Origin of the sequence: Microbacterium sp. I2, from assembly GCF_051364985.1 — a bacterium.
GTDB lineage: Bacteria > Actinomycetota > Actinomycetes > Actinomycetales > Microbacteriaceae > Microbacterium.
Window position 1 is genome coordinate 277,031 of sequence record NZ_JBLWIH010000001.1, and the last position, 26,051, is coordinate 303,081.

Genomic DNA, 26,051 nt, shown 5'->3' on the forward strand with positions numbered 1-26,051 from the left:
GACTACTCGAAGAAGTCCTCGTCGATCTCGACGATCTGAACCGTTTGTTTCGTCTGCACTCCGACGCCGAACCGGATCATGAGCGAAGTGAGACGTTCGCCGTCGATCAAGATGATCCGTGTCGGCACGGCTTCCGCATACTGTCGCGCGCCGGGGCTGAAACGTCCGGTGGTGATGAAGACCCCGCCGTCCGCCTTCCCGCTCAGGGCGCCCACGAATCCCTGCACTTCGGGGCGATTGACGGGGTTGTCGGGCGCGTAGCGTTTGGCCTGAACGTAGACGCGGCTGAGTCCGAGTGTGTCCTGGTCGATAACTCCATCGATTCCGCCGTCGTTCGACGCGGACGTCACGCGGGCCTGCCCCTCCGCACCGCCGTATCCCATCGCGACGAGGAGGTCGACGACGGTTGCCTCGAAGAACGTGGGCGACTTTGCGAGCATGCGCGTGAGGAGTTCAGCGGCAACCTCCTCGTGAATCTGCTTAATCCCCTGATCGATCAACTCGGCTGGATCAAGGGACTCGACATCATCGGACGTCTCGATTGTAGGCCCGGCGATGGTGCGGGCTCGGCGGTAGCCGGTAACCGTCTCGACGTCCTTCCGAGTGACGGCAGGGTAGCCCGACAGGAGCGTGCGGCCCTGTTCGCCGATGACATATCGGCCGCGCTCAGGGCGCAAGAGCGCACCGGCTTTCGTGAGGTGTGAGATCGCCCAGCCAACGCGGTTCGCGTACATTGGCTGCCCGGTCGTCAGCGTGACTTCGCGCTCGGCTGGTGACAGACCAACCTCGTTCGCCGAGGCCTCGGTGATTTCGCTGCGATCTCGGGTGACCCCATCGTTCATAACGCGCAGGACCGGCGCCATGAACTCGTGCCACTTCGGTATCGACATGTAGATCTCCTCACGGCCCCTGGCCTCTTCGTCACTCGGTCGCTCTGCCATCTCAAGGTCGACCGTAATGCTCAGTTGGTTTCGCGTCGGTCCCCAACATGACGCAGCGGTACTTCGCGCGCGTGAGAGCGACATACAGCAGGTCGTTCCACTCAAGCCCCTGCGACGCGACGAACTCGGTCGCGTCGGTCCCGAGGTCCGTAAGGACGACGGCGTCGGCATCCAGTCCCTTGAACTTGAAGACGGACCGCCATCGGATCCTGCCCGGCAGTCCCTCGCTCTGCAGCTGCTTGCGCAACCAGCGTTCGTCTTGCGTCTTCTCGGCGCGCGAAAGCAACCGACCGGCGAGTGACCGCTTCTCGGCGAACGGGCTCAGCACGACGATGTCTTCGGCTGCGTGGTGCTGCAGCAACTCGCCGAGAGCGGACGCCAGTGCCCTGGTCTCATTGCCATCGACGATGTCGACCGTGCTCAGCCCGCCCCGGACGCTCTTTGCGACGCGGTGACGGCTGTAGCCGAGCTGCTGCCTGAGGGTCGACTCAACAGCCGAGGTCAGACCGGGAACCGACCGGCAGTTGCGTAGTACGCGCACATGCACGAGGTCGGGGATCAGGCTCTTCGCGATCGCGAACGGGTTCACCTGTTCGTCGACCCGGCGCATGATCTGCGGGCGTGAGTCGCCCGCGAAGACGAGCTTTGTGCCGGCCGGGCGACCCGTGCCCGCAAGTGCAAAGATGAGCTCCAGCACCAGAAGGTTGCCGGCGACGTCCTGGAACTCATCGATGCAGATCGCCTCGTACCCGCCCAGATGCGGCTTCTCCTGAAGCACGGCGAGTGCCCGCTCGGGCAGCTCCCGGGTGTACCACTCGTGTGGCGCATCCGGGGGATTCGCTGGCATTCCGACCAGCCGCAGCATGAGCGAGTTCAGGTCAGTGACATCGACGTTTGGCAGCCCTCCGACAAACCGCTGAAGTTCGTCCGCCATGAGGACGTTCCAGCAGGCGACGAGCGTCGTTCGCCCTTCGCCGTTGAGACGGCGCGCCGCCTGAGTGATCAGGTAGGACTTGCCAGTTCCGGCCGGGCCTTCGAAATAGACGTGATCGTTCGTGTCGATCAGCTCAAGTACGACCTCCTGCGATCCCAGCAGCTTCATCTCGGTCACCCGGCGTTCGTGTGCGCGCTCTTCGGGTGTTTGCTTCGCGACGAAGTCCGAAACGAGCGCGTCAGCGATGAGCTCGACGCGCTCAGCTGTCAGCGCCGCCGGATCGTTCGCAACTTCGTCGACGGACGAGTACCAGGTGTCGTACTCCGCGAGTGTCTTCTCGATCAGCCAGGCGGGCCGGCTGAGGTCATCGCTCCAGCCCAGCTCCCACTCGAAGAACTGCAGGTCGCCTGGTGTCCTGTTCTCGAACTGGTGGCGCCCGATCGAGGTGAACCAGACGAGGCGGGCGATCGGCTCGCTTCCGGTGAGCAAGTCGCGTTCGCGGAGATGATGACGGATGCTTCGTCGGGCACCGTCGAGCTGCTTGAGCGGGTCCTTGTTCGGCGAGGGGAGGCGATCGAGGTACCAGTCACCGCCCTTGTACTCGACGTACGCTGGCGACTTCACCTCGATGACGAGGATACCCTGGCCCGGCGCGAGGACGATGAAGTCTGCTTCACCCTGGAACGCCGACGCGTGGCGCCCGATGCCGAGCGAGTGGATGGCCACCCAATCGTCGTGCCCTTGGATGGCCTCGAGCGCGTTGAACACCTTGCGCTCGGAGATGTTCGCACCTTCGCGCGGGTACTCCGGGATCATGCGGACCATTGCTTGCGCCTCCCAGTCATGGAGCGCCGACGGCTTGGAACAGCCCGCGATTGTCGCGTTCGATTCGTCCGGTCTCGAGGCCGCGCTGCAGTCCGGAATCGAGTCGCGACGAAACCCCTTCGGTGAGGCGCTTGCCGCCGAAGAGAGCGAGCGACTCGCGCTTGAGCTCGTCCACGTTCATGCCACCGCCGAGTTCGGCGACGACGGCCATCGCGTTCGCGATCTCCTCGAGGGGAACGTGGTCGATGTTGCGGCCATCGCCGGGCTGGCTGCGGCGGACGTCTCGCCACTCGAGAGGATCGAGTCCGGTCGGCCATGCGCAAGATCGGTCGGTCGTGCGGAGATACTCCTGCGGCAGGCAGCGCAGGATCGCGTCGGCGCGCGCCGCCGCGACGCGGTTCAGTCCGAACGACTCCGCGGTGAGCCTGGCGAGCCTCATCTTGTGGATGGGGCCCTCTTTCTGCACGATCTCCCGCAGCACCGAGCGCACCTTCTCGGTCGCGGCGTCGTGCGGCAGGCGATCGAGCGTGTCGATCGTGCCGAATCGCTTCGGTTCCCACTCGACGTACTGGCGCAGGTGAGGGTGACGCAGCTCGGTGCTGAACGGTGCGGCCGCGTCGGTCCGCGAAACCGAACGGAGCAGCTTCGGGACGTCGGCCGGCGGGCGTGGATTAACGGACACGACTGAACGCGACGTGGAAGAACCTGGACGAGCCTCGGCCTTCAGCTGCTCGAGCCGGAGCACAGCGCCAGCTTCCACAACGGCCGCCGAGAGTCGGGCGAGCGTCGACTCACGCTCCTGAAGCCATTCAGGTAGCCATACCCGCTCGACGCCCGGCCACTTCATGAGGCTCTTGAGCACGTCAACGGGGAGGCCATCGCGGTCGGCGACTGTGCGGCGTGCCCGCCAGCTCTCGCCGTCAAGCAGAACCGCGACCAGCGGCTGCCCCGGATCAGCCGCATCGGCTATCGAGATGTCCACGCGGAAGTCAGACAATCCGATGTCGGTCTGAACAGCGAACCCGCGGTAGCGCAGTTCGTCCGCGATCTCGTCCCGGTGGCGATCGGTCAGGCGGTCGCGATGGGCACTGTCAGTGGTGGATTCGACCCCGGATGCGGCGAGTTCGAGGTACCCCTTGAGGTGCTTGATGCCGATCGATGCTGTCTCTTCGGCGCGCAAGTCGGAGGGGTCGAAGCTGGCGAAGAGAATCACCTGGCGACGGGCTCGGGTGATGGCGACGTTGAGCCGTCGCTCGCCGCCGGCACGGGACAGGGGGCCGAAGTTGAGTGGGATGACTCCGCGTTCGTTCGCGCTGAACGCGACGGAGAACAGGATGGTGTCCCGTTCGTCGCCCTGCACGTTCTCGAGGTTCTTCACGAACAGCCCGTCCCGCTCGTCCAGGGCGTGAGCGAGCCTGTCGTCGGGCGCTTCTCGCAGCAAGGTCTCGATGAGCGTGCGCTGCTGTGCGTTGAAGGTGATGATCCCCAGCGACGGCGTCTCGTTGGGCGAGCTTGCGAATCGCTGCGCGACCTCGCGGACGATGGCTTCGGCTTCGGCGGCGTTCGTCCGCAGGTCGCGACCTCGGCCGGAGCGATTGAAATGACCCGCGACGCGCACGATAGAGATTCCGTGGTCGGTGTCGACGGTGGAAGCGTCGTCGGACCAGGGCGCAGGGAACGACGAGAGGCGACTGTCGTAGTAGGCGTGGTTGCTGAACGAGATGAGAGCCTCATCCTGGCTGCGGTAATGCCAAGACAGCCACTTGCGTGGAACGCGGGCCTGAACGCACTCGGTGAGGATGGATTCCTCGTCTGCCACGACATCGGCGCCCGACGAGGCATCCGAATCGATGTCATTGCTCACCTCGGCGAAGCTCGACGGCGGCATCTGCTTGCTGTCTCCGACGACAACGACAGAGGTGCCGCGGCCCATCGCGCCGACAGCGTCTGCCACGCGGATCTGTGATGCCTCGTCGAATACAACGATGTCGAACATCTTCGCCCTCGCGGGGAAGAAGCGGGCCACCGACTCGGGGCTCATGAGAACGCAGGGGGCGATCTGGGTGATGAGGTCGCCGTAGTTCTCGAACAGGGCGCGCACGGTCATTCCGCCCCGCTGGCGTGAGAGCTGGCGTTTGAGTTCGCCCATCATGCCGCCCTCGTACGCGGGATCGATTCGGCGCTTGGCAATGATCTCCGCCGGGATCCACCGAGGTAGAGCGTCGCGAATTGCGGCGGCGCTGGAGGTGAACCGTCCGATGGTGCGGTTGTGTGCGGGAACGTCGAACGCCGCCATGGCCTGCGAGTCCGCCCGCTCAGCGATCGACGCCTGAGCGATGCCCTTGTCGAGCGAGAGGGAAGCCAGGTCTGCGGGAAGAACGCCGGTGAGAAGAGCGTCGTGGGCTGCCGTCATCCCGAACCGGATGAGCGGCTCGAGGTGCTGCCGGAAGGCAACGCACCGATCGAGAGTGACAGGCTCAGTGGTCGCAAGATTGCGGGCACCTGCCGTGGATATCCACGTCGCGAAGAACCCATCTGACCCGGCCCACGTCGTGAAAGCATCCGTTCCATCACCTGAGGGCTCGGCCACGCCGCTCGCTGCGGCGAGCGCACGCCACGCGTTTGCGAGTCGGGTAAGCGCGCCGGCGAGGTCAGCGTCGGGGCGGCTCGCACCGTAGTAGCCACGGAGCGCCTGCCGAAGGTCGGGATTGCCGTCGCCTGAAGCGAGCGCGGAGCCCAACCACACACCCCACGCGAGAGTGGCTTTCGCGGGCTCCACCCCTTCTCGCAGGTAGGGGTTCCATTCGGACGACACGAGCGGAAGTGGGAGGGTCGCGAGCGCCGCACGCAGCGTATTGATCTCGTCGGCTGCGCGCGCGACGTCGGCGGTCAGGGGGGTCACGCCCCGGGCGGGGAACGAGCGTGCATCAGCCCGCAGTGCGCTGCCGAATTCCGCGAGGACCGCGCGTTGACGTTTCCGGCGCCCGAAGAAGCCCGAGGCGTCGGCCGCGATCGCCGCCCGGTGTACGGCGTGAACGTCTCGGTCCAGCGCTTCGGGGCTCACCGAGGCGAACCAGGGGCGATCGGTGTTGCTGGTGTTCAGCCGGTCCTGGAGGGCTGGGACTTCACCGGAGAGCGTGCGCCTGTGCAGCGCGTCGATCGCGTCGAGCGGGTGTCGTGGCGCATTCGCCAGCGACGCCCAGCGATCGAGATGACTCGGCGCGGAGGCAAGGGCAAGCAGTCCGGGGTCCGGCTGACGAGCGTGCAGGTTGGCGAGAGCAGCGTCGAACTCCTGCGCGGCCGCGTGCAGCGCGTTCGTGTCGAGGGGCTTCGCCGAGGACACTGTCACGAAGCCCCATGGATGCAGCGTGGACGGATGCGCGAGGTCCGCAGTCTCGGGCAGTGTGCGCAGCAGGTCGCGAAGATACCCGAACTGTTCCTCCGTCCCGGTCGCGACCAGCGTCGCCGGGATGTCGAGCGGCTCGATGTCCTCCGCCGAGGCGAGAAGTTGTGCGCGGGCAGAGTAGAGAGACAACCCAGCGGAGTTTGGCTCGTGGAGGCGCTGCGCATACCGCTTGAGGGAGCCGCGACTCGTGGCTGCGGTTTCGGTGTAAGCCTTGAGCGCCGCCCCGTCAGGCCGCGCGATCGCGTCGATCGCGGCTCGGATCTGTGCGCGCACTGCGGTGGGACGCGCTCCCTTGTCGTGCAGGTCGAGCGAGAACGGGCCGAGACCCACGGCATCCAACCGGTCCTTCACCACGTCCAGGGCCGCGCGCTTCTCCGCGACGAACAGCACCCGCTTCCCGTTGGCGAGCGAGTGCGCGAGCAGGTTGGTGATGGTCTGCGACTTACCCGTGCCGGGAGGGCCCTCGAGGACGAACGTGCGCCGGGCCTCCGCCTCCGCAACCGCTTCGAGCTGCGAGGAGTCGGCCGGGACCGGGACAGCATTGTTCAGCGCGTCGAGGTCGACGGCCGTCGGTTCCGGGAACGGGTCGATGAACTCCGCGGTCGGTGTGTGGATCAGGTGGGTGACTAGGGAGTTGCTTGCCAGTTCCTTCCAGTTCTCGTCCAGGTCCTTCCACAGTCGGTACTTCGCGAACTGGAGAATCGAGAGGTCGACCGTGTCTTCGACGGTGAACGGGAGTCGTGCCGACGCGAGCGCCCGCCGTGTCGCGGTGAAAGCCGCGGGCAGATCGATTCCCGAGTCATCCTTCGCAGGATTGGCGAGGCCGGGGATGTCGAGCCCGAAACTGAGTCGCAGCTTTTCCAGCAGGCAGTAGTTCGGCGTGGACTCCCCCGCCTCGTCGATGCTCAGGCGGAAGGTGTTGCCGCCGCCCGATGCCTCGAGGCTGACGGGGACGAGCACGAGCGGAGAACGCAGCTCGCGGTCGTTGAAGGTCCAGCGCAGCATCCCGAACGCGAGATAGAGGTTGTTGGCGCCCGTCTCTTCGATGATCGTCCGGGCCTTGTAGGCGAGCGCCCGCAGACGTGCGGTGTAGGTCGCCTCGGTCACGCCGACGAAGACCTGCTTGCGTTCGGTCAGCATCCCTGCGCGGGCGGTCTCCGGGAGATCCTGACCGAAACGGATGCCGCGGCTGCCGTCGACCGTGGGGATGCGATCGTTCGGCACCAGCGTGACCGTGGTGCCGTTGTTGATCATGTCTTCGAACCGGGCCAGAGACGGCTGCGGGACCGCGAGCGGGTATCCGGACTTCTCACCGTAGTTGATGAGTCTGTTCCGCAGACTCAGGTCGAGCAACGTGTTCTTCCAGAGCGCGACACGAGCGGGCACCTCGCGCGCGACGCCTCCGGCGATCGCCTCCGAGGACGGCGCGTAGTGCAGGGCGTCAGGTGCTTGAGCGACGGCGTACTCGAAGATCTTCAGCTCACCCGACTCCTCGACTGCGCGACTGGGCAACGGATAGATTCGCGCGAGGCGCGCCTGCATGATGTCGGTGATACCGAGCACCGACGAGATGTCGCCTGCCAGCGTGGTGGTGTGATGTTGCCGGCGTGCGTCCGCGAACGGCTTTGATGTCGTGCCGCCGGTGAGGGACGTCGTCTCGACGACCTCGATCTGCCCGATGCCGACGTAGTTCACGGCCTCGGAAGGATCTAGCTGAGCGGGCCCGTCGAGGCTGGCCTCATCGCGCCAGTAGCCGAGGAAGATGTGCCCGGGCAGCAGCCAGAGGGTCGAGTTGATCCCGGCCTCCTCGAGCGCGGCTGCGAGCGTCACCGTAGTGTCGAGGCAGGTGCCAAGCCGTCCTTCGAGGACTTCGGAAGGCGTGCGTACCTTCTGGCCGTCGAGCCCCCAACTCGCCGGGGGCTCGGCGTAGCGGATGTCGCGGGCCCGCATGCTTTCGTAGACGGCCTCGACGATCGCATCGACCCGCTCGCGGGAGCCCTGCTGATATCCGTCGAGGGCTGGGTTGCCGGTCTTGAGCTGCAGACGGTCGGATGCCTCGACGAGGAGAGGCCCGATCGCGGGAGAGTTCGGCTGCACGAACGAGGCGAGCAGCTCAAGGCTGAGCTGTGGTGGGTTCGCACGCCATTGATTCGCCGCGAGCACCGTCACGGGACTGTCATGGTGCGCGATCACACCGCCGTCGGCATCACGCAGAGTGACACGCACCACGCCGTCCGTCGGATATTCGACGGCGAGCATGCGAGCGGGATCGAGCACGAGATCCGCGTTGCGCAACGTGGTAGGAGTGGTTCCGTCGAGATCGACGATGACCACCTTCGGATCCCCCAGCGAGCCGAGCCTGCAGATCGCTTCGATCTCGACTGACGCCGCCCGCATCTCCTCACCTTGATAGTCGATCGTGACCTCGTCGACGATCGCGATCGAGTTGCGGGCGTGCGCGTAGCTCAGGTCGGGAAGAGCACTGACCACGATCGCCGCGGTGGTGTCAGGACGGGATGCCGCGGGCTCTGGGAAGACAGGGGCGGCGACCGTGGGGGTCGCTGCGACCTCGGGCCTGGTTGCCGAGGTGTCGGGTGCCGCGGGCGGGGAGTCGAGCGATGAACTGGAATCCTGCACCGGTGCCGCCATTCCCGATTCGGCAGTCATCGCCGCGAGCACCGGTACTTTGAGCTCTCTCAGGCGATCCGCCTGGCTGTCCGCACGGAGCCCGCGCAACAGCATCTCCGCCGAGTCAAGCGCGCGATAGGTCTCGGCGATTGAGAATTCCTCGTTGTGCGCCCACTTGTTGCGGACGTTGCGCAGCTCACTTGCCCAGTTCTGCGCCTGCCGGCCGAGGAAACCCGCGAACGGGTAGCCCAGGGATCCAAATGACTCTGTAAACGCGCGGAGAATCAGCGAGAGATCGCGCGGGTTGTAGCGGGCGAAGTTGCGGCCCGCTTGCCGGTCCTTGCGCTCGAGAATCTCGGTCCAGTCCTTGACCTCCGGTGTGAGTTCACGGAAACGCTCCGCAACAACTGGGCCCAGCCCGTCGCTCAGCGCATCGAGCGCCGCTTCGACGTGGTCCCGCGCATCGAACTCAGGCATCGCACTCCTTGCAAACTATTCCGGCGAACTCGTCGTCGATCCCACACTCATGCATACATTCGTTGGAGCAAGCGGCGGAACGCTTCAGTCATACCTCTAGATGAGGTCGTGTTCCGCGTCGTTCTTCACGGACTCCGCCCACGACTTCAGCAGTGTCGAGGTGTACTCGACTTCGAGGTGGGACTGATAGTCGTTTCCGTGGAGAAGAAGGACGATCTCCGTCTGAGGCGTTGCCCAGGAGGCGATGAAAGTTAGATCGCCGCGCTCAACCGCCCGACCCCAATCGTCGGGATCCTCTCGGTACAGGTCGTCATGCCAGATCGCGCGATCGTCGCCAGGCTCGCCGTACTTCCCCGAGAAGAGGGTCTTGACCCGGATGAACGCATCGAGGTACCGATTAGCGCTCGTGAAATCCTCGCGGAATATGTACTTTGCCCGAGCGAGTCGCCCTGAAACGAAGAGGTACACCGCGTCGGCGTCCATATCGACGAGGCGCTCAGGATAAACGAGGACGTCGCTGTCCTCGTACTTGGCTTCCCGGTTCTCCCTTGCTTGAACTTCCGCCGTTGACGCACCCCACGCAACACCGCGGAAGTCGCCGGGCTCAACCGCGGACCTTGTCGTCTTGGTCCACGTTCCGTCGCTCCTGAGTTCGACCACCATGCCATCGTCAGTTACAGCAATTGCCATCCCTGTTCCCCTTTCGTCAATTGCTGAGGTTACGGTCGACGGTCGTCCGCGTAGCGCGGTGCCATCGACTCCATCTGATCCATGACGAGCTTGATCGCTTCGGGCTGCTTGTCGGGCGGGTACTTGTACTTCACCAGCAGCCGCTTGATCGACGAACGCAGCTTCGCGCGCACGTCGTCGCGTACGGTCCAATCTGTGCGCACGTCGCGCCGCATCACGGCGACGAGTTCGCGCGCGATTTGCGCCAGCACGTCCTCGCCCTGCACGTCCACCGCTGACTCGTTCGAGGCGACAGCGTCATAGAACGCGAGCTCGTCGCTCGACAGCGGCGGCGAGAAAAGCGATCCACGGGATGCCTCGGCCGCGACTTCTTTCGCCAGCTCGACCAGTTCGGCGATGACCTCGGCCGAGGTGAGCTGCTGGTTCGTGTAGCGGTTCATGATCTCGGCGATCCGTTCCGAGAACGCGCGCTGCCGCACGAGGTTTCCACGGGTCGCGGCGGAGCCAGCGTCGGTCAGCGACTTGCGCAGTGCCTCGATCGCGAGGTGCGCGTTCGGCGCGGCCTGGGCTTTCGCGAGGAACTCTGGACCCAGGTCGTCGAGGGCGAGGCGGGGCAGGCCGGCCGCTTCGTAGATGTCGAGCACGTCTCCGGGCGCGATCGAGTCCGCGACCAGGGTGCCCAGCAGACGCGAGATCTCTTCGGGGATGGGCTCGTCGCGTGACTGCCGCTCAGCGGCGTCGAACTTCGCCATCCATACGCGGACCTCTTCGTAGAACGCGATCTCATCGTGCAGCTCGGCGAGCCCGGCACGACCCGACGCGAGTGCCCATGCCCGCGAGAGCCGCCCGGTCGCCGTCCTGAAGCGAGATGCGAGCCGGTCCGGCCCCAGCTCCGAGGCATTGAGCGGGTTCGTGGCGTCGCGTAGGTAGTTGGTTGCCGTGGTAGCCGCGGTCCGCCAAGCGCGTGACCCGCCCTCCTTCGCGATCGAGCGCCAGTCGCACTCGGCGAGCATGTCGCGGATCTGCACCACCAGCTCGGTCGCGATCCCCACCGCTTCGTCGACGTCGCGCCCGATCGGCTTGTTCTCCTGGTCCGAGACGGTGTACTCGGACAGTGCCTTGGCGAGGTTGTCGGCCAAAGGCGCATAGGCGACGAGCAGTCCGTCCTGCTTGCCCTTGAACGTGCGGTTCACACGCGCGAGTGTCTGCATCAGCAGCGCGCCCTTAAGAGGGCGGTCGAGGTAGAGGGTATGCAGTGGCGGTGCGTCGAACCCAGTCAGCATCATGTCTTTGACGATCACGAGCTCCAGCTCGTCGTCAGCGTTCTTCAACCGTGCCTTGATCGCCTTGTTCTCGGAGTCCCGCCGCACGTGATCGCTCACCGGCGGTTGGTCGGACGCTGAACCCGAGTAGACGACCTTGATGCGGCCCGAGTCCAGCGCGTCGGAGTGCCAATTAGGCCGCAGCGCGATGATCGCTGAATAGAGCCGCGCGCAGATCTCGCGCGTTCCGCCCACAATGAGCGCCTTGCCCGGCGATTCGAGGAACGGCTTCATGCGCTCGCGCCGCTCTTCCCAGTGCGCGACGAGGTCCGCGGCCAGAGTCTCGATGCGCTCGGGCGCTCCGTACACGGCGTTGACGACGGCGACGGATGCTTCCAGCCGAGCCCGTTCGGTGTCGTCGAGGCCGAACGTGTACTCGTCGGCGGCGCGGTCGATGTCTTCTTCGGTCGCGCCGTCGGCGAACGAGACCTTGATGAGCCGCGGCTCGAAGTAGACCGGGACTGTCGCGCCGTCATCGACCGCCCGCGTCAGGTCGTAGATGTCGATGTAGTCGCCAAACACCGCACGGGTGTCGCGCTCGGCAAACGAGATCGGCGTGCCAGTGAAGGCGATGAGTGTTGCGTTGGGCAGCGCGTCGCGCAGGTGACGGGCGTACCCGTCCAGATCGTCGTAGTGACTGCGATGCGCTTCGTCGACGACGACGATCACGTTGCGTCGGTCGGTGAGGAGCGGATGCTGCGTGCCCGACAACTTCTCGGCCTCGGTCAGGCCGAACTTCTGCAGCGTCGTGAAGTAGATCCCACCGGTGACGCGATTGCTCAGCTCGCCGCGCAACTGGGCGCGCTCGCGCACCTGCACCGGCTTCTCGGCGAGCAGCAGGCTCTGATCGAACGTCTGGAAGAGCTGGCCGTCGAGCTCGGTGCGGTCGGTCACCACGATCACGGTGGGGTTCTTGAGCTTCGGATGCCGCGACACGAGGTTCGCGTACAGCTCCATCTCCATCGACTTGCCCGAGCCCTGCGTGTGCCACACGACGCCGGCCTTGCCGTTGGTCTCGACGGCCTGCACGGTCGAGCCCACGGCCTTGGTCACCGCGAAGTACTGGTGCGGCTTGGCGATGCGCTTCGTGAGCCCGTCGGCGTTCTCGTCGAACGCGGTGAAGCTGCGCACGAGCTGCAGAAAGCGCTCTTGGTTGAAGAGCCCACTGAGCGCGTCGTCGATGGGCTCGACCGACGCGCCATTCTCGATCCGCGGTTGTGTGAGGGGCGCACCGTCGTCGTCGACGTTCCAGGGCGCGAAGTGATTCAGCGGAGTGAACGGGGTGCCGTACTTGGCCTCGAGCCCGTCACTGGCGAGCGTAAGCACGCAGAACCGAAATGCCATCGGGAACTCGCGCAGGTACGTCTGCAGCTGCGCGTGCGCCGGGGCGACACCGGTAGATGCCGACCCCGCACGTTTCAGCTCGACGATGCTGAGCGGCATCCCATTGACGAACAGCACGATGTCGAACCGGCGGTGCAGGTCACCCTGACGCAGCGTGACCTGGTTGACGGCGAGCCAGTCGTTGTCGGACGGGTCGGAGCCGAGCAGCCGCAGACGAGGGGTCTGCTCGACGCCGTCGGTGTCGATGTAGCTCAGCGGATACCCACCGACGAGGTACTGATGGATGCGGTGGTTCTCGGTGATTGCGTCTTGCGACTTCGGGGACGCGATCTCTGCGACGGCCTGCTGCAGGTACTCGCCCGGCACGCCCGGGTTGAGTCGGCGCAGCGCGTCGAGTAGACGCGGACGGATCAGCAGGTCGTCCCACGTGTCGCGCTCGCCGCTCCCAGGTGCGACTTCATCGCCCTTCGCCGGTCGCCACCCCAGCGGCTCGGCGAGCGTCTCGAGAGCGTCCTGCTCCCACGCAGATTCAGGTAGCGCGGTCATCGGTCATCACCTCTCGAGCAGCTTTGCGAGTCCGTCTTCACTGACGATCGGGATCCCGTAGTTGCGGGCCTTCTTCGCCTTGCCCGAGAGCGAGTCAGGATCGGCGGCGACGACGAGCTTGACCTTCTTGGTCACGGTCGGGTGCGGCAGATAGCCGCGGTCACGCAGCTCCGCCTCCCACACCTCGCGTGCACGCAACATGTCCCCCGTGAGAACGACCATGTCTCCCGCCGCGAGAGCAAACGCTTCGGAGCCAGGCACGTCTACGTCCGGCCGCACATCATCGACGGCCGCCGCAATGTCGCTCTCATCGAGCTGCAGCAAGGCGCCCACGGCGCGGAGGTCGGCCTTCTCGTCCTCCGTCAGCACTCCGTCTGCCCACGCGCGTCGCTCAAGCTCGACGAAGTAGTTGCGGTGGATGCTATGAACCGCAGTTCGCGTCAGGCCGAGCTCTGTGGCGACCGCACCGAGCTGTGCACCTTCGCTCACAGAGATGGTTCCGTCGAGCAGGCAGCGGTCGAGAAGCGCCGTGTACTGGGCCGCTGCTCCATCCACCGCTTCCCGTACGGACTCGGTCGAGATGCGCTCGAGAAAGCTGACGGGAGTGACGGATGCCGCGGCCCGAGGCTTGGCCGTTGCGCTAGTCCGCCGACCCGCGGGGTATGCGTGCGCCCGGCCGGTCTCTGCTGTGCGCTGCCAGTACTCTGCCCATCCGGGCCACGTGGAGCTCGTCCGTTGGTAGTGCGAGAGCAACTGAGCGGTCGCGTAGGAATCGGAGCCGGCGCTGTGCGAGAGGCCGGGCTCGATGGAACACGTAACGCACGCATGCGCCAGGGAGCAGGAAGAACCGAGGCCGAAGCTCGATCCCAGCGCCATCGTGCAGACGCTGGGCGTATCGGCATGCAGCCAGTACCCGGCCCGTTCGAACTCGGCGTGCAAGAACCGCAGATCGAACGTTGCGTTGTGCGCTGCGAACACCCGTCCGCGCAGCAGATCGGCGAACTCCGCGGCGATATCGGCGAACACGGGCGCATCCAGGATGTCGGCGGCGCGGATCCCGTGGATGCTCTGCGATCCCAGATCGCGTTCGGGATTGACCAGAGTCTCCCACCGCGCGGTGATCGTGCCGTCAACCTCGACGTGGGTGACCCCGATTTCGACAACTCGGTGGTGGTATGAGGGCAAAATTCCCGTGGTCTCGAAGTCGACTACTGCGAATGCCATCAGTTTGAGCCCCTCACGACTTCGCGATCTTCTGTTCAGCCATCTTGCGGAAGACGTCCAGGAAGCCGGGCACATAGTCACCCAACGAGTCGTTCACCTTCGCGAGGTCGAGCTTCCCGGTGTGCACCTGCTCGCACAGACGCATCCAGCCCTCGCCGGTGGCAGCGGTGAGGGCGGCCGCCACTCCCGCGTTCACGACGCTGCCGACTCCAGGGATCACCTTGATGGCGCTGCTCGCGAGTGCCTTGCCCGCCAGCTGCACGCCCAACTGCGCGAGAGCTCCCGCTGACAGCATCGTCTTGATCTCGAGGTCGTAGATCGTGGCGATGCGCCCCATCATTCCGAGCTGGATCGGCGCCAGAATCGCGGCATCTGCGATCGGAACGGGAACTGCGGCGGCCGCGGCGGCAGCAGACGCGGCTCCTGCGATGACCGGTCGGGCGAGCTCGCGCTTCCAAGGCAGATTGAGTCGCTGTGCGATGCGAAAGGCATCCTTCTCGTCTTCGGGCGAGAGAGCGAGGGTCTCGGTGACGAGCTCACCGAGGCCATACCCCGAGGCCTTCCCGTGCTTGTCGCGGGCCGCAGTCAGGATGACGCGCTTATAGGGGATATCGATCGACTCATTGTTCTCATCGACGGGGTTCTCGAGCCAGTCGACGAACTCCTGCACGCCCTTCGGGATCGACCGCTTGCCCGGAATGATGACATTCTTCGCGGCGTCAACCTTGGTCAGCACGAGGATCACAGGCAGGCCCTCGGCGTCGAGTTCGCGCATCATCTCGATGTCTGCCGGAGTGAGGCGATCGTCGTTGGACTTCACGCAGTACCAGACGACCGCGATCTGCCGATCCGCCGGGTGCTCCGCGATGACCTTGAGATTGGCTCTCAGCTGTTCGCGCGGCGCGACCGGTGACCCGATCTCGAACCCTTCGACATCCCAGATGCCCAGTGAGTCGTCGTTGTAGTACTGAACTCCTCGGGTCACCGGCAGTCCCTTGCCGACCTTTGCCCAGTCACGCCCGAACACCGCGTTCACTAGCGACGACTTGCCGACACCGGAACCACCGATCACGGCGAGATTGAACCGTCCGTACCGGGACTTCGCCTCGGACGTCGCGTCGAGGAACGGGCGCTCATCAAATTCGTGTTGCTGCCGTGGCGGTTCGGGCGTTGCCTCAGCAGCGGTGGCATCGGTGCCGGGTTTGGATTCGGATTCGGACGTCATTCTGAGGTCCCCTTCGTGAAAGGCGCTGTCGGTCATTCGGAGAACTCGAACTCGAGAGTGATCGTGGGGTCGATGGCGCTCACGATCTTGGTGTAGAAGGTTTCGGCTTGCTCTTCAAGCACGGGGCGAAAGCCGTCGATGTGCTCGTCGACCGCCTGCTCTGACAGCAGCTCTTCGAACACCTCAGTCGTGTCGATTTCGGGCGTCGTCCAGCTGAGAACGCCGTTCTTTTCGTTGGCGATGCTCAGATCGGGGTTGGCATAGCCCAGGTAGATGAACTTCGGGATCGTGACGCGATACGAGTCATCGCCCGTTTGCACGATCTCGACATCCTTGCCCTCGATCCCGAACTTCGCGTCGTATTCGTAGCGCACGAGCATCGACCGTTCAGTGCCGGCCAGGGTGAAGAGCTTGATGTCGCCGATCGCCAGCTTGAGACCATCACCGCGCTCTTCCTGGACATCCGTCATGCCCGCGGTGAGAAGGATGACCTGCTCTTCACCCGTGATCGAGCGGATGACCTGGGTGTCTCGGGCCTCGGTCGCGCCGAGGAACTTCCCGAATGTCAGCCCGGCGAAGCCGGCTGCGGCGATCAGGCCGAGCACGAAGAGGACGAGCAGAAGCTTGGCCCAGAACGGCGTCTTCTTGACGGGCTTGGGCGCAGGTGCGGTCGCCGAAGGCGGCGCGGCCGTGGTGGTCATGCGGTGAATCCCCCAAGATTCATGCAACGGTGCAGTCTTGTGAATGTATCGGGTCTGGGTGTCGCTCGCGCTCAGGCGCCGGCTCGGGATGCTGCATCCTCGGCATCGCGGACACGAAGCCTGCCCGACAGGAGCTGCGGAAGTAGCGCGTCGCGGGCTGCGGCGAGGGTGGCGTTCTCGGCGCGTGCCGCATCCTGGCAAGCCGAAAGAGCCCGAAGCGCCGCGCCAAGACGCTCAGCACGCTCCGGACTCGGGATCCGTATCCGAGCGCGTCCGAGTTCGACTCGGCTGAGCTCGGTTTGACCCGTGCTGCCCTCACCGAGGGCTTCGATGTCGGCTTCGATTGCGAGAATCGCCTGCCCAATAACTGCAGGATCGCTGACATTGGAATCGGGCCTCACGATGGTGATGTGGGAGTCGACGGTGGCCGGCTCCGAGAGAGTCCAGCGCGCTACGCGCCCGAGAGTGCCCTGGCCCGTCGAGTTGACCAAGACGTCGCCGACAGCGAGGAGCTTCTCCTGCTTCACCTTCACGTCGTCTGTCCACCTGGAGGGCTCGAGCGCCACCACCTGATCGCGCACACACTTCTGGTTCAGCACCCGGGTGCCTTCGCCGTCAGGCAGATACCGCGGCGTGATCCCCCGCGTGAGGAGGATCGACGCTTCCTCGATCGGCAGTTCAAATGCCCCATCGCCGATTGTCGAGCGCAACTCCACTCTGGCGACGGAGGCGGTGTTGGCGGCGAGGGCGGTGTTGGCAGCGATCTTGTCGTCGAGGGCGCCCAGCACCTCGGCGATCGCCTGCTGCTCGGAGAGCGGCGGCAGCGGGATCGGGATGCTGCGTAGCGACGTGAGTGGCTGCCCGATTCCAGGTGTGCCCACTGTCGATGCGCGGTTCAGCAGCTCGTCACGGCCCTTGTCCCGGAAGTAGAGAAGAACGAACCGCGAGTCAGCCACGTTCGGATCGACTGTGAGCTTCATCATGCTAGATGAGAGCAGCCACTCCTGGTCATCGACTCGTGCGACTCGACCGATCGCGCCGCGATGAGGGAAGACCAGATCACCGGGCCTCACCACGCAGGCTGGGAACTCATCGGCGGTCTCGCGAGCTACATAGACGACGTCGTCGGTTGAGAGTCCCCACCGATCGCCGATGTTCTGGCCGCGCACAACAGGCACACCGCTGCTCGTGTAGCGCTCAGCGCGCAGCGCCGATCCGAAAGGCCCAATCGCGATTGATCGCGACTCGGGTGCGGCGATTTCGGCGACGGTGACCGTCCGCATCATGACACCCTCCCCAGTTGCTCGCGCACGACCTCGGCCAGCCGTACTGATTCGGTGAACTGCGCCTCCAGCTCAACGCGCAGGCGCGCCAGCTTCTCCTCGATCGGCTCGCCGTCATCCACGACCTCGGCGGCGCCCACGTAGCGACCCGGCGTCAAGGCGTAGTCAGCGGCTTTGATCTCGGCGAGGGTCGCCGAGTAACAGAAGCCTGGGACGTCCGCGTACTCGTCGGGTGCGGCATCCGATTCGATTCCTCGCCACGCGTGGAACGTGCCCGCGATCTTCGCGATGTCGTCGTCAGAGAGCTGGCGCTCAGCGCGATCCACCATGTGCCCGAGATTGCGGGCGTCGATGAAGAGCACCTCGCCGGCGCGCGCGCCCTTGTCTTTTGCGAAGAACCACACGCACACGGGGATGCCGGTCGAGCGGAACAGCTGGGTCGGCAGGGCGACCATGCACGACACGAGGTCGGCTTCGACGATCTCGGCGCGGATCTGGCCCTCGCCGCCGGAGTTCGACGACATCGAGCCGTTGGCCATGACGACGCCGGCCTGACCGCCGGGGGCGAGCTTGGACAGGATGTGCTGGATCCACGCGTAGTTCGCGTTGCCTGCCGGTGGCACGCCGTAGCGCCAGCGGGGGTCGTCTTCGTTGCGCGCCCAGTCCTTGATGTTGAAGGGCGGGTTCGCCATGACGAAGTCGGCACCATTGGCACCTGTCAGTTCCGGGTGCAAGTCGCGGGCGAAGGTGTCCTGCCACCGCGAGCCGAGCTGGCCGTTCAGCCCATGAATCGCGAGGTTCATCTTGGCGAGGCGCCAGGTTCGCTCGTTTAACTCCTGCCCATAGACCGAAATGTCTGTTCCCTCGCCGTGGTGCGCGTCGATGAACTTCTCGGCCTGCACGAACATGCCGCCCGATCCGCACGCCGGGTCGTACACGCGACCGTGAGTCGGCTGCAGCAGTTCCACGAGCACACGCACGACTCCGGCGGGCGTGTAGAACTCGCCACCCCGCTTGCCTTCCGCCGCGGCGAACTTCTCCAGGAAATACTCGTACACCTCGCCGAGTAGATCGCGGGCGCGGCGTCCGTCGGACCCGCCCTGCCCCTGGGTGGCGAACCGTGCCGAGTTGAACAAGTCGACGAGTTCGCCCAGGCGGCGCTGGTCGACGCTGTCGCGATTGAAGATGCGCGGGAGCGTGCCCGAGAGCTGAGGATTCGCCTGCATGACGGCATCCATCGCTTCATCGATCAGCGCGCCGATCGACTTCTCGTGGGTGTCCATCGTCGGCCCCAGGCCCTTGGCGTTCTCGGCGAGGAAACCCCACCGCGCGTTCGCGGGCACCCAGAACACGCCGCGGCCGGTGTACTCGTCGGTGTCGTCGATGAGTTCGGCGATCTGCTCGTCGTCGTAACCCTCGGCGGTCAGCTCAGCGCGGATGCCGGCACGACGCTCGTCGAATGCATCCGATACGTACTTGAGGAACACGAGCCCGAGGATGACGTCTTTGTACTGCGAGGCATCCATCGATCCGCGCAGCTTGTCAGCCGCCTTCCAGAGCGTGTCTTTCAGCTCCTTCATCGTCGACGGCGCCTGCGCGGCGGCTTTCGGGGTGCGGGGCATGCGTGTTCCTTACTGCGTGGATGCCGCATCCGCGGCGTGGTTCGAATCGATCATGGTCACCGCTCCCGACGTCGCACCGGCGACGATCAGGGCGGAATAGTCGCTGAGGCGCGCGGCGCGGGCCTCGAGGTCTTCGCGGGCGGCTGCGATGTCGGCCAGGGCTTGGCGGAGCGGCGCGATGGTGTGCGGGGCGACGCGGCGCAGCATCCATCGCTTCCATGCGCCGGGGCCGGCGGTCGCGCCGGTGATGTCGGCGGCGATCACCTCGGGCACGAGCCCGCCGGGGTCGCCCACGGTGATGCGCAGCACGCGGGCGGGGTAGGCGACGACCTTCGAGCCGTCGGTGTCGACCCATGCCGCCGCGGTCGGGCTGGTGCGGAAAATCACGTCGCCGGGGCGTGTGAGCTGCGCGTTCGGGTGCTGCGTTGCGAGCGTGAGCTGATCCACGCGGGTGCGACCGATCGTCGCAGGGTTATCGAGATCGGATGACGTCACGACGATGAGTCCTTCCGAGCCCAGCAGGTTTGGATCGAGGCGGGTGCCCTGGATCCTCCTCAAGTGTCGGGCATTGATCAGCTCGGGCACCGACGTGGCGCGCGGGACGTCGTGCGCATCGGTAGCGATCTCGATCGGGGCGATGTCGTCACGAACTGTGTCGGCGGCGATGTCGAGAAGCGCAGGAAGGTGTGTCGCGTCCGTGGTGGCGGGTACGGGCTTCGGGGTCGCCGATGCCACGAGCGAGCCACTTCGAGCCTGCAACGACGTCGTCCGAACGAATGTCGCGAACCGGAATTGATGGGCGCGCAAGTCCCGTCCGCTGCCCATGCCCGCGATCATGTCGGATACGAGGTCGGCTCGCGCAGCGGGAGTGAGCGGAATCGCGGTGAGATCCGCAACAGCGGTGAGTCGCTGCGCCGGCGTGACCTCACCGACCGGCTCTCCGAACACCCAGAGCGCGAGTGACTCACGTGTCGCGCTCTCGACCATGCCGGCCGACAAGCGTGCGATGCCACGTATCCGGCCAGAACGAAGAATCTCGGCGCGCGCCCGCTCGTCGGTGGGCGTCAACGGATCGACGAGGGCCCTCGCGGGGCCGATTACCACTGCCGCATCCGGATCGCGCAACGACAAGGAGACCTCATCGACCGCCCGCAGCATCCCGGCGACGTCGTCACCTCGATCCGACGGAATGCGCGCGACAACAACGGAGCGCGTCAGATGTTCCTCTGCATCTGCGAGCCAATGACCGTCGACGAGCAGCTGGCGTCGAACTCGCCGGCTGTGCGTTCCGGCAGGCAGCACGATGCTCACGTCGTCACCGAATTTGCGCGCGAGCATCGAGGAGAGCGTGGCGTCGCCAGCATCCAAGGTCACGGCATCGCCGTCGCCCACAAGCGCGAGCGTCGCGTCGACGACCAAGGCAATCGCATCGGCCACGAGCGGTCCAGCGGACCCTGCCGCTCGGTGCGACACAGCGTGCCGACGGGTCACAAGCGCCAACGCCGCCGACGGCGAGTATGCCGCGTCGATCAGGTGCGCTGAGTACTCGAGCCACGGCGCACCCCGCCGCACGTGTGCGGAGATCTCGGCCTGGAGCATGCCATCGAGAGGGTCGACTTCAGCGGCGGCCTCCTCGATCTGCGAATGCGTGAGCTCGCCCAGGTCATCGGTCTGCGAGTGGAGGGTGATGAGCGATTCCAGCTCTGCGACCGCGCTCGAGTCGGCGAACGAGAAGTCCGCCGGGGCGGCCGCTGCCGCGGCATCCTCGCGTGCTTCTGGATTGTTGCCATGCCCTGTGCGAACGAGCCAGTCGGCGACCTGTTTAGCCTCGAACTGCGGCCGGCCACCCATCTCGCCGGACGGCTCCGGAAAGGGGTCGGACGTCGACGCGAATCGCGAACGCCACATCGATGCAACGGGTCGCTGCACGCCGGCCAGCCGGGCGACGCCGGCCAGGTCGATGAGGAGCGATGGCGCGGTGGACATACGACAAAGGTACTGCGATTCGACCCGCGGCGCTTTGCAGGTTTGATAAGTGGCCTTATCAGCCCTAGTAGATCGTGTGACCTCGATTCTGGTCCACGATCTGTTCCGGGCGGCATCAAGTCGCTGCTGCAGGCGGGGCGCTTCTGGGGGGCCGCCCCGCCTGCAGGATTCGCTCTCGCCCCTCCCAGGAGATACCCATGACTGAGATCACATCCACCATCGCCTCGAACGAGATCAAGTGCCCGCACTGCGGCACCCTCTTCACCATCGACGAGGCGCAGTACGCCGACATCGTGCAGCAGGTGCGCACCACCGAGTTCGAGCACGAGCTTCACGCACGTCTCGCGGAAGCCGAGAAGTCTAAGGCCACCGAGATCGCCCTCGCCGTGGCCAACGCAACCCAACAGGCGCAGAAAGTGAGCGCTGCCAAGGACACCGAGATCCAGCAGCTCAAGTCCGAGCTCAAGTCGGCGGCGACCGACCAGGAGCTGGCTGTCGCAAAGGCTGTGTCTGCTGCGGAGAAGAACCTCAACGAGGCGAAGAGCAAGCTGGAGCTTCAGGCGGCCGAGCAGAAGGTCAAAGACGCCGCGCTCAAGGAGTCGCACACCAAGGAGCTCGCTCTCAAGGATGAGCTCATCGATCGCTACAAGGACATGAAGGCGAAGCTCTCGGTCAAGCTCCTCGGCGAGACCCTCGAGCAACACTGCGAGATCGAGTTCAACCGCATGCGCTCGCTTGCCTTCCCCAACGCAGAGTTCGGCAAGGACAACGACGCGTCCGCCGGCACGAAGGGCGACTACGTCTTCCGCGATTTCAGCGACGACGACGTGGAGTATGTCTCGATCATGTTCGAGATGAAGAACGAGTCCGACGCCACCACGACGAAGAAGAAGAACAGCGACTTCTTCGCCAAGCTCGACAAGGACCGCAACGACAAGGGCTGCGAGTACGCGGTGCTCGTCTCGATGCTCGAAGAGGACTCCGACCTCTACGCCGGCATCACGGACGTGTCGCACCTGTACCCGAAGATGTTCGTCGTCCGCCCGCAGTTCTTCCTCGCGATCATCGCGCTTCTGCGCAATGCCGCCCAGGACACCATCCTGGTCAAGGCCGAGCTCGAGCAGATCAAGAAGCAGAACATCGACATCACCGACTTCGAGTCCGAGCTCGAGGGATTCAAGTCGGCGTTCGGGCGCAACTACCAGCTCGCCAAGGGCAAGTTCGATACCGCGATCAAGGAGATCGACAACGCAATCGATCGACTCCAGAAGGTCAAGGACAACCTCCTCGGATCCGAGAACAACCTCCGCCTCGCGAACGACAAGGCGACGGCGCTCACCGTCAAGAAGCTCACCAAGGGCAACCCGACCATGGCGGCCAAGTTCGCCGAGCTGGACTCCGCCGAAGAGCTGGACGCCGCGTAGCACTCCGCGGATGGGGAGTCCTCCAGGCGTGAGGACTCCCCAGCGGTCGCAGCGCCGCGTTGAGCCAGATCGCGAGCGATTCGAAGGATGGAAGCTGATGTCACTGCACCGATCGCACACGTGCGGCAAGATCCGGTTCCGCGACCACCGCGAGGCCGTCTCGGCGCTTCATAGCGCGGCGACGCTGCGTCAGCGTGCTGCCGAGGCGATGCTCTCGACACGTCGCCACGAAATCCGCACATACGAATGCGATGCCTGCCATGGCCACCACCTAACGAGCCTCGTGGCATAGCGGGGCATCACGCGCGACACCCCCATAAATAGCGCGACACCCCCCGTGGATAGATGGAGTGTCGCCATAGCCGGACAAGCGCCCGGCATCCGAGAGAACCATACCGACGCACCGAGAGCACACAGACGAGACCCAAGACACAAGGCCCAAGACGAACCGAGCCACGAAGGGAGAAGGAAGAACCGAGCCAAGAAGAGAGAGAAAGAACCAGCGATGCACGCAGGCACCGTGGGTGAGCGAGACCCTTTAGAAGCACTCTCCTACACATAGCTGCAAGCCACAAAAATGCCTGGATAACGTGCAAAACTCACCCTATCCTGGCGGCATGCGCGGCGGCCTCGAGCGTTGGAAGCGAGGTGTCGAGTCCAGAGGGGTTCGACAGGCGATCGGCTACGCCTTCGGGGGCAGCTGCGACGCTCACCTGCAGCACTCCCCCGGCGTCGACGCTCTCGAAGCGTACGGTGCGGCATCCGGTTCGACCGTCTCCCGGTTCATCGTGGCGAACGGCGTCATCACCTCCGACGAACTCACCGCCGGCGGCCTTCGTGTCTGGCTCACCGGCCACGACCCGGTGACTGGGGAAGAGCGCGGCCATCAGCGGCTGAGCCCCGACGCCGACCTGCTGCTCGACGGGACGATCAACCACCCGAAGTCGTACAGCATCGCCGCGCTGCTGCATCCCGAACTCGCCGCCGAGTTCGAAGCACTGCAGGACCGGCTGCGTGAACGCATCCTTCTCACGTGGCAGACCGAGCTCAACGCGCGGCGCGGGCACGGCGGGCTCATCCGCGAGGAGCTCACCCGCATCGAGGTCGTCGAGCTGCAGCATCGGCGCTCGCGCGCGCTCGATCCGCACATCCACCGTCACCTCTGGCTGAACATCAAGGTGCTGGGCGCGGACGGCAAGTGGTCGAACCTCGACTCGCGCGTCGCGATGAAACTCCATACCGTCGTCAACGCCGAGGGCGAGCTCGCCGCCCGCACCGACCCCGCCTGGATCGCCGCGCTCGCCCGGCATGGATACACGCTCGACGACACCGGCGAGATCGCCGAACTCGCCGGCGCCGTCCGACCCGTCTCGCGTCGGTCGGCGCAGATCGAAGCCAACCGCGCACGCCTGATCGCGGAGTGGTGTGCGACGCACGGAGGGTCCGCGCCGAGCGTGGAGGTGCTGCAGCAGATCGATCGCCGCGCGTGGGCGGTATCGCGTCCGAACAAGCCGGCCGAAATCGATGAGGCGTCCTGGGAGGCGCGCGTCCGCGACGAGATCGCGGCGATCGATCCGAGCCTGATCGCCCCGCGCGCACCCATTCCATTCGCTGCGACAAAGCCTCCTGCGCTCGATCTGGATCTGCTCGCGGCACAGGCGGTCGTCGACGCGGACGAACGGTCCACATCATGCGGCGGGAGGTTCAGCATCTTCGACATCCGCGCGGGTGCAATACGCGCGCTCTCGCGCACGGGCGTCGTTGCGGAGCGCCACCGGCTCGACGGCGTGCTCGCCGAGATCACCGAGCGTGCCACGACTGCCCTCTACCGGCTCGTCGCGGACGATCCACCGGCCCACGTCAAGGCGTTCATGGCGACCAAGACCGTGCGCGCCAAGGTGCGTCTCGCCGGCCGCTTGGACGTGCTCGCCCGACCCGGGCGCTCCCTGCTGCAGGGCGAGTTGCACCGGCTCGCACCGGACGCGGATCTGTCGGCGCTGGATGCCTCGCAAGGTGTCGCCGCGTGCGCCATCGCCGGCACGGACGGCCTCGTGACGGTGACCGGCCCCGCCGGCGCGGGCAAGACGACGATGCTGCGCGCTGCGGTCGCCGCGCTCACGTCGCAACGGCGGCGGATGCTCGTCGTTGCTCCTACGCGGAAGGCGGCATCGGTGGCGTTCCGCGAGGTCGGGGCCGCGGCATCCAGTATTCATGCCCTGCTCTTGGACCATGGCTACCGGTGGGGCACCGACGAGGCCGGCGCGAAGGTGTGGACCAGGCTTCGAGTGGGAGAAGTCGATCCCAGCACGGGCTCCGTATACGGCGGACCAACCCGGTACGTATTGCGTTCTCGCGATCGGATTGTCGTCGACGAAGCCGGCATGGTCGACCTGCAGACGGCGAATGTCCTCGTCGAGCTCGCGATCGAGCAGGGCGTCGGACTGGCCTTCGTGGGTGACACGCATCAGGCGTTGCCGGTCGGACATGCGGGCGCGATGGGCTCCGCGATCCGGCACGCGAACGCTGCGGTCGAGCTCGATACGGTGCACCGGTTCCGCGATCCCGACTACGCGGCGCTCACGCTGCGGCTCCGGGATGCGGGTGATCGCGAGCGTGCGCGGGTGGTCGCGGGCGAGCTTGCCGAGCACGGTCACCTCGACCGGGTTGATGATCACGACGCGGCGCGTGAGCGGATGATCGACGCCTACTTCGATTGGCACGCACGCGGCAAGCGGGTGACGCTGGTATCCGGCACGAATGCTGAGGCGGATGCGATCAACGACGCCATCCAACAGCGGCGAGTCGACCAGGGCGAGCTCGACGTTCGCGTCGTCGCGTGTGGAATGGCGCAGCAGCGCATCCTCATCGGCGACACCGTCCAGACCCGTCGCAACGACCGGCTCACCGGCGTCGAGAATCGCGCGCAGTGGATCGTGCGCGGCATCCGCGACGAGTACCTCTCTCTTGTCTCCGTGAGCGACAGCGGCGAGGTGGCGCGCGTGTCCACCGAGTACGCGCGCGAGCACCTGCAGCTCGCCTACGCGTCCACCGTGCACGGCGTGCAGGGCGACACCGCCGATGCATCGGTGGTCGGGCCGGACGTCGATGCCGCGGGACTCTATGTTGGCCTCACACGGGGGCGGCTACACAACGTCGCGATCGTCGTGGCACGGACGGATGCTACAGCCCGCGAGTGCCTGGCCGAATCGATGCAGCGCGGCACTCCGGAGTTGACGATCCAGGATGCTGTGCGCGCTGCCCAGGCGGAGGTGCGGCGGGCGGCAAGGAGCCGGGAGGCGGCGATTGCTACGGGGCCGGTGGTCGGGGCGCCGAGCGCAGGGCGCGGGATGGGGATGTAGCTGCGTTCGATTTAAGGGGCGCTCAGCGGGCGGGCCTTCCGGCTGGCTATTCGGGCGGGTCGAATGCCTCAGGGAAGGCGCTCGCGACATCTCCTCGCCTGTCTTGATGAAGGA

At 65.7% G+C, this 26,051-nt stretch carries 14 protein-coding genes; 3 read left to right on the forward strand and 11 right to left on the reverse strand.

What is annotated here, in order from left to right; translation table 11 throughout:
- Nucleotides 1-2: 2 nt before the first annotated feature.
- From ACLKM7_RS01305 to ACLKM7_RS01355, 11 genes are all read right to left on the reverse strand, one after another.
- Complete coding sequence (locus ACLKM7_RS01305) at nt 3-890, reverse strand: restriction endonuclease (RefSeq protein ID WP_436445205.1); 888 nt, start codon at nt 888-890, stop codon at nt 3-5.
- Nucleotides 891-942: 52 nt separating this feature from the next.
- The gene (locus tag ACLKM7_RS01310; RefSeq protein WP_436445206.1) at nt 943-2,700 is read right to left on the reverse strand and encodes an NERD domain-containing protein; all 1,758 of its coding nucleotides are present in this window, start codon (nt 2,698-2,700) and stop codon (nt 943-945) included.
- 16 nt (nt 2,701-2,716) lie between these two features.
- Nucleotides 2,717-9,211, reverse strand: a complete 6,495-nt coding sequence (locus tag ACLKM7_RS01315) for a DUF3320 domain-containing protein (protein ID WP_436445207.1) — start codon at nt 9,209-9,211, stop codon at nt 2,717-2,719.
- 96 nt (nt 9,212-9,307) lie between these two features.
- On the reverse strand, nt 9,308-9,901 hold the full coding sequence (locus ACLKM7_RS01320) for a hypothetical protein (RefSeq protein WP_436445208.1): 594 nt from the start codon (nt 9,899-9,901) through the stop codon (nt 9,308-9,310).
- 29 nt (nt 9,902-9,930) lie between these two features.
- Nucleotides 9,931-13,113 carry a type I restriction endonuclease subunit R gene (locus ACLKM7_RS01325; RefSeq protein ID WP_436445209.1) on the reverse strand — a complete coding sequence of 1,061 codons (3,183 nt, stop codon included), beginning with the start codon at nt 13,111-13,113 and terminating at the stop codon, nt 9,931-9,933.
- Nucleotides 13,114-13,119: 6 nt separating this feature from the next.
- Nucleotides 13,120-14,337, reverse strand: coding sequence for an exonuclease domain-containing protein (locus ACLKM7_RS01330; protein WP_436445210.1), 1,218 nt, complete (start codon nt 14,335-14,337; stop codon nt 13,120-13,122).
- 13 nt (nt 14,338-14,350) lie between these two features.
- Nucleotides 14,351-15,562: a GTPase family protein gene (locus ACLKM7_RS01335; protein WP_436445211.1), complete on the reverse strand. Its 1,212-nt coding sequence runs from the start codon at nt 15,560-15,562 to the stop codon at nt 14,351-14,353.
- 32 nt (nt 15,563-15,594) lie between these two features.
- Nucleotides 15,595-16,263, reverse strand: a complete 669-nt coding sequence (locus tag ACLKM7_RS01340) for a hypothetical protein (RefSeq protein ID WP_436445212.1) — start codon at nt 16,261-16,263, stop codon at nt 15,595-15,597.
- Nucleotides 16,264-16,334: 71 nt separating this feature from the next.
- Complete coding sequence (locus tag ACLKM7_RS01345; RefSeq protein ID WP_436445213.1) at nt 16,335-17,549, reverse strand: restriction endonuclease subunit S; 1,215 nt, start codon at nt 17,547-17,549, stop codon at nt 16,335-16,337.
- Nucleotides 17,546-19,168, reverse strand: coding sequence for a type I restriction-modification system subunit M (locus ACLKM7_RS01350; protein WP_436445214.1), 1,623 nt, complete (start codon nt 19,166-19,168; stop codon nt 17,546-17,548). Before ACLKM7_RS01350 ends, ACLKM7_RS01345 begins: the two co-directional genes overlap by 4 nt.
- A gap of 9 nt (nt 19,169-19,177) precedes the next feature.
- Nucleotides 19,178-21,154 carry a hypothetical protein gene (locus ACLKM7_RS01355; protein WP_436445215.1) on the reverse strand — a complete coding sequence of 659 codons (1,977 nt, stop codon included), beginning with the start codon at nt 21,152-21,154 and terminating at the stop codon, nt 19,178-19,180.
- A gap of 197 nt (nt 21,155-21,351) precedes the next feature.
- Between ACLKM7_RS01355 and ACLKM7_RS01360 the strand changes: the two genes are divergently transcribed.
- The 3 genes from ACLKM7_RS01360 to ACLKM7_RS01370 all read left to right on the forward strand — a co-directional run bounded on the left by ACLKM7_RS01360 (nt 21,352) and on the right by ACLKM7_RS01370 (nt 25,937).
- Nucleotides 21,352-22,578, forward strand: coding sequence for a DUF2130 domain-containing protein (locus ACLKM7_RS01360; RefSeq protein ID WP_436445216.1), 1,227 nt, complete (start codon nt 21,352-21,354; stop codon nt 22,576-22,578).
- A 97-nt stretch (nt 22,579-22,675) separates the two neighbouring features.
- Nucleotides 22,676-22,870, forward strand: coding sequence for a hypothetical protein (locus ACLKM7_RS01365; protein ID WP_436445217.1), 195 nt, complete (start codon nt 22,676-22,678; stop codon nt 22,868-22,870).
- Between the two features lie 325 nt (nt 22,871-23,195).
- Nucleotides 23,196-25,937, forward strand: coding sequence for an AAA family ATPase (locus ACLKM7_RS01370; RefSeq protein ID WP_436445218.1), 2,742 nt, complete (start codon nt 23,196-23,198; stop codon nt 25,935-25,937).
- The last annotated feature ends 114 nt before the right edge of the window (nt 25,938-26,051 follow it).

Bases quoted from the DNA above. Each gene is read 5' to 3' on its own strand.
- ACLKM7_RS01305 (WP_436445205.1), bottom strand. From the start codon at position 890: ATGTCGATACCGAAGTGGCACGAGTTCATGGCGCCGGTCCTGCGCGTT.
- ACLKM7_RS01310 (WP_436445206.1), bottom strand. From the start codon at position 2,700: ATGGTCCGCATGATCCCGGAGTACCCGCGCGAAGGTGCGAACATCTCC.
- ACLKM7_RS01315 (WP_436445207.1), bottom strand. From the start codon at position 9,211: ATGCCTGAGTTCGATGCGCGGGACCACGTCGAAGCGGCGCTCGATGCG.
- ACLKM7_RS01320 (WP_436445208.1), bottom strand. From the start codon at position 9,901: ATGGCAATTGCTGTAACTGACGATGGCATGGTGGTCGAACTCAGGAGC.
- ACLKM7_RS01325 (WP_436445209.1), bottom strand. From the start codon at position 13,113: ATGACCGCGCTACCTGAATCTGCGTGGGAGCAGGACGCTCTCGAGACG.
- ACLKM7_RS01330 (WP_436445210.1), bottom strand. From the start codon at position 14,337: ATGGCATTCGCAGTAGTCGACTTCGAGACCACGGGAATTTTGCCCTCA.
- ACLKM7_RS01335 (WP_436445211.1), bottom strand. From the start codon at position 15,562: ATGACGTCCGAATCCGAATCCAAACCCGGCACCGATGCCACCGCTGCT.
- ACLKM7_RS01340 (WP_436445212.1), bottom strand. From the start codon at position 16,263: ATGACCACCACGGCCGCGCCGCCTTCGGCGACCGCACCTGCGCCCAAG.
- ACLKM7_RS01345 (WP_436445213.1), bottom strand. From the start codon at position 17,549: ATGATGCGGACGGTCACCGTCGCCGAAATCGCCGCACCCGAGTCGCGA.
- ACLKM7_RS01350 (WP_436445214.1), bottom strand. From the start codon at position 19,168: ATGCCCCGCACCCCGAAAGCCGCCGCGCAGGCGCCGTCGACGATGAAG.
- ACLKM7_RS01355 (WP_436445215.1), bottom strand. From the start codon at position 21,154: ATGTCCACCGCGCCATCGCTCCTCATCGACCTGGCCGGCGTCGCCCGG.
- ACLKM7_RS01360 (WP_436445216.1), top strand. From the start codon at position 21,352: ATGACTGAGATCACATCCACCATCGCCTCGAACGAGATCAAGTGCCCG.
- ACLKM7_RS01365 (WP_436445217.1), top strand. From the start codon at position 22,676: ATGTCACTGCACCGATCGCACACGTGCGGCAAGATCCGGTTCCGCGAC.
- ACLKM7_RS01370 (WP_436445218.1), top strand. From the start codon at position 23,196: ATGCGCGGCGGCCTCGAGCGTTGGAAGCGAGGTGTCGAGTCCAGAGGG.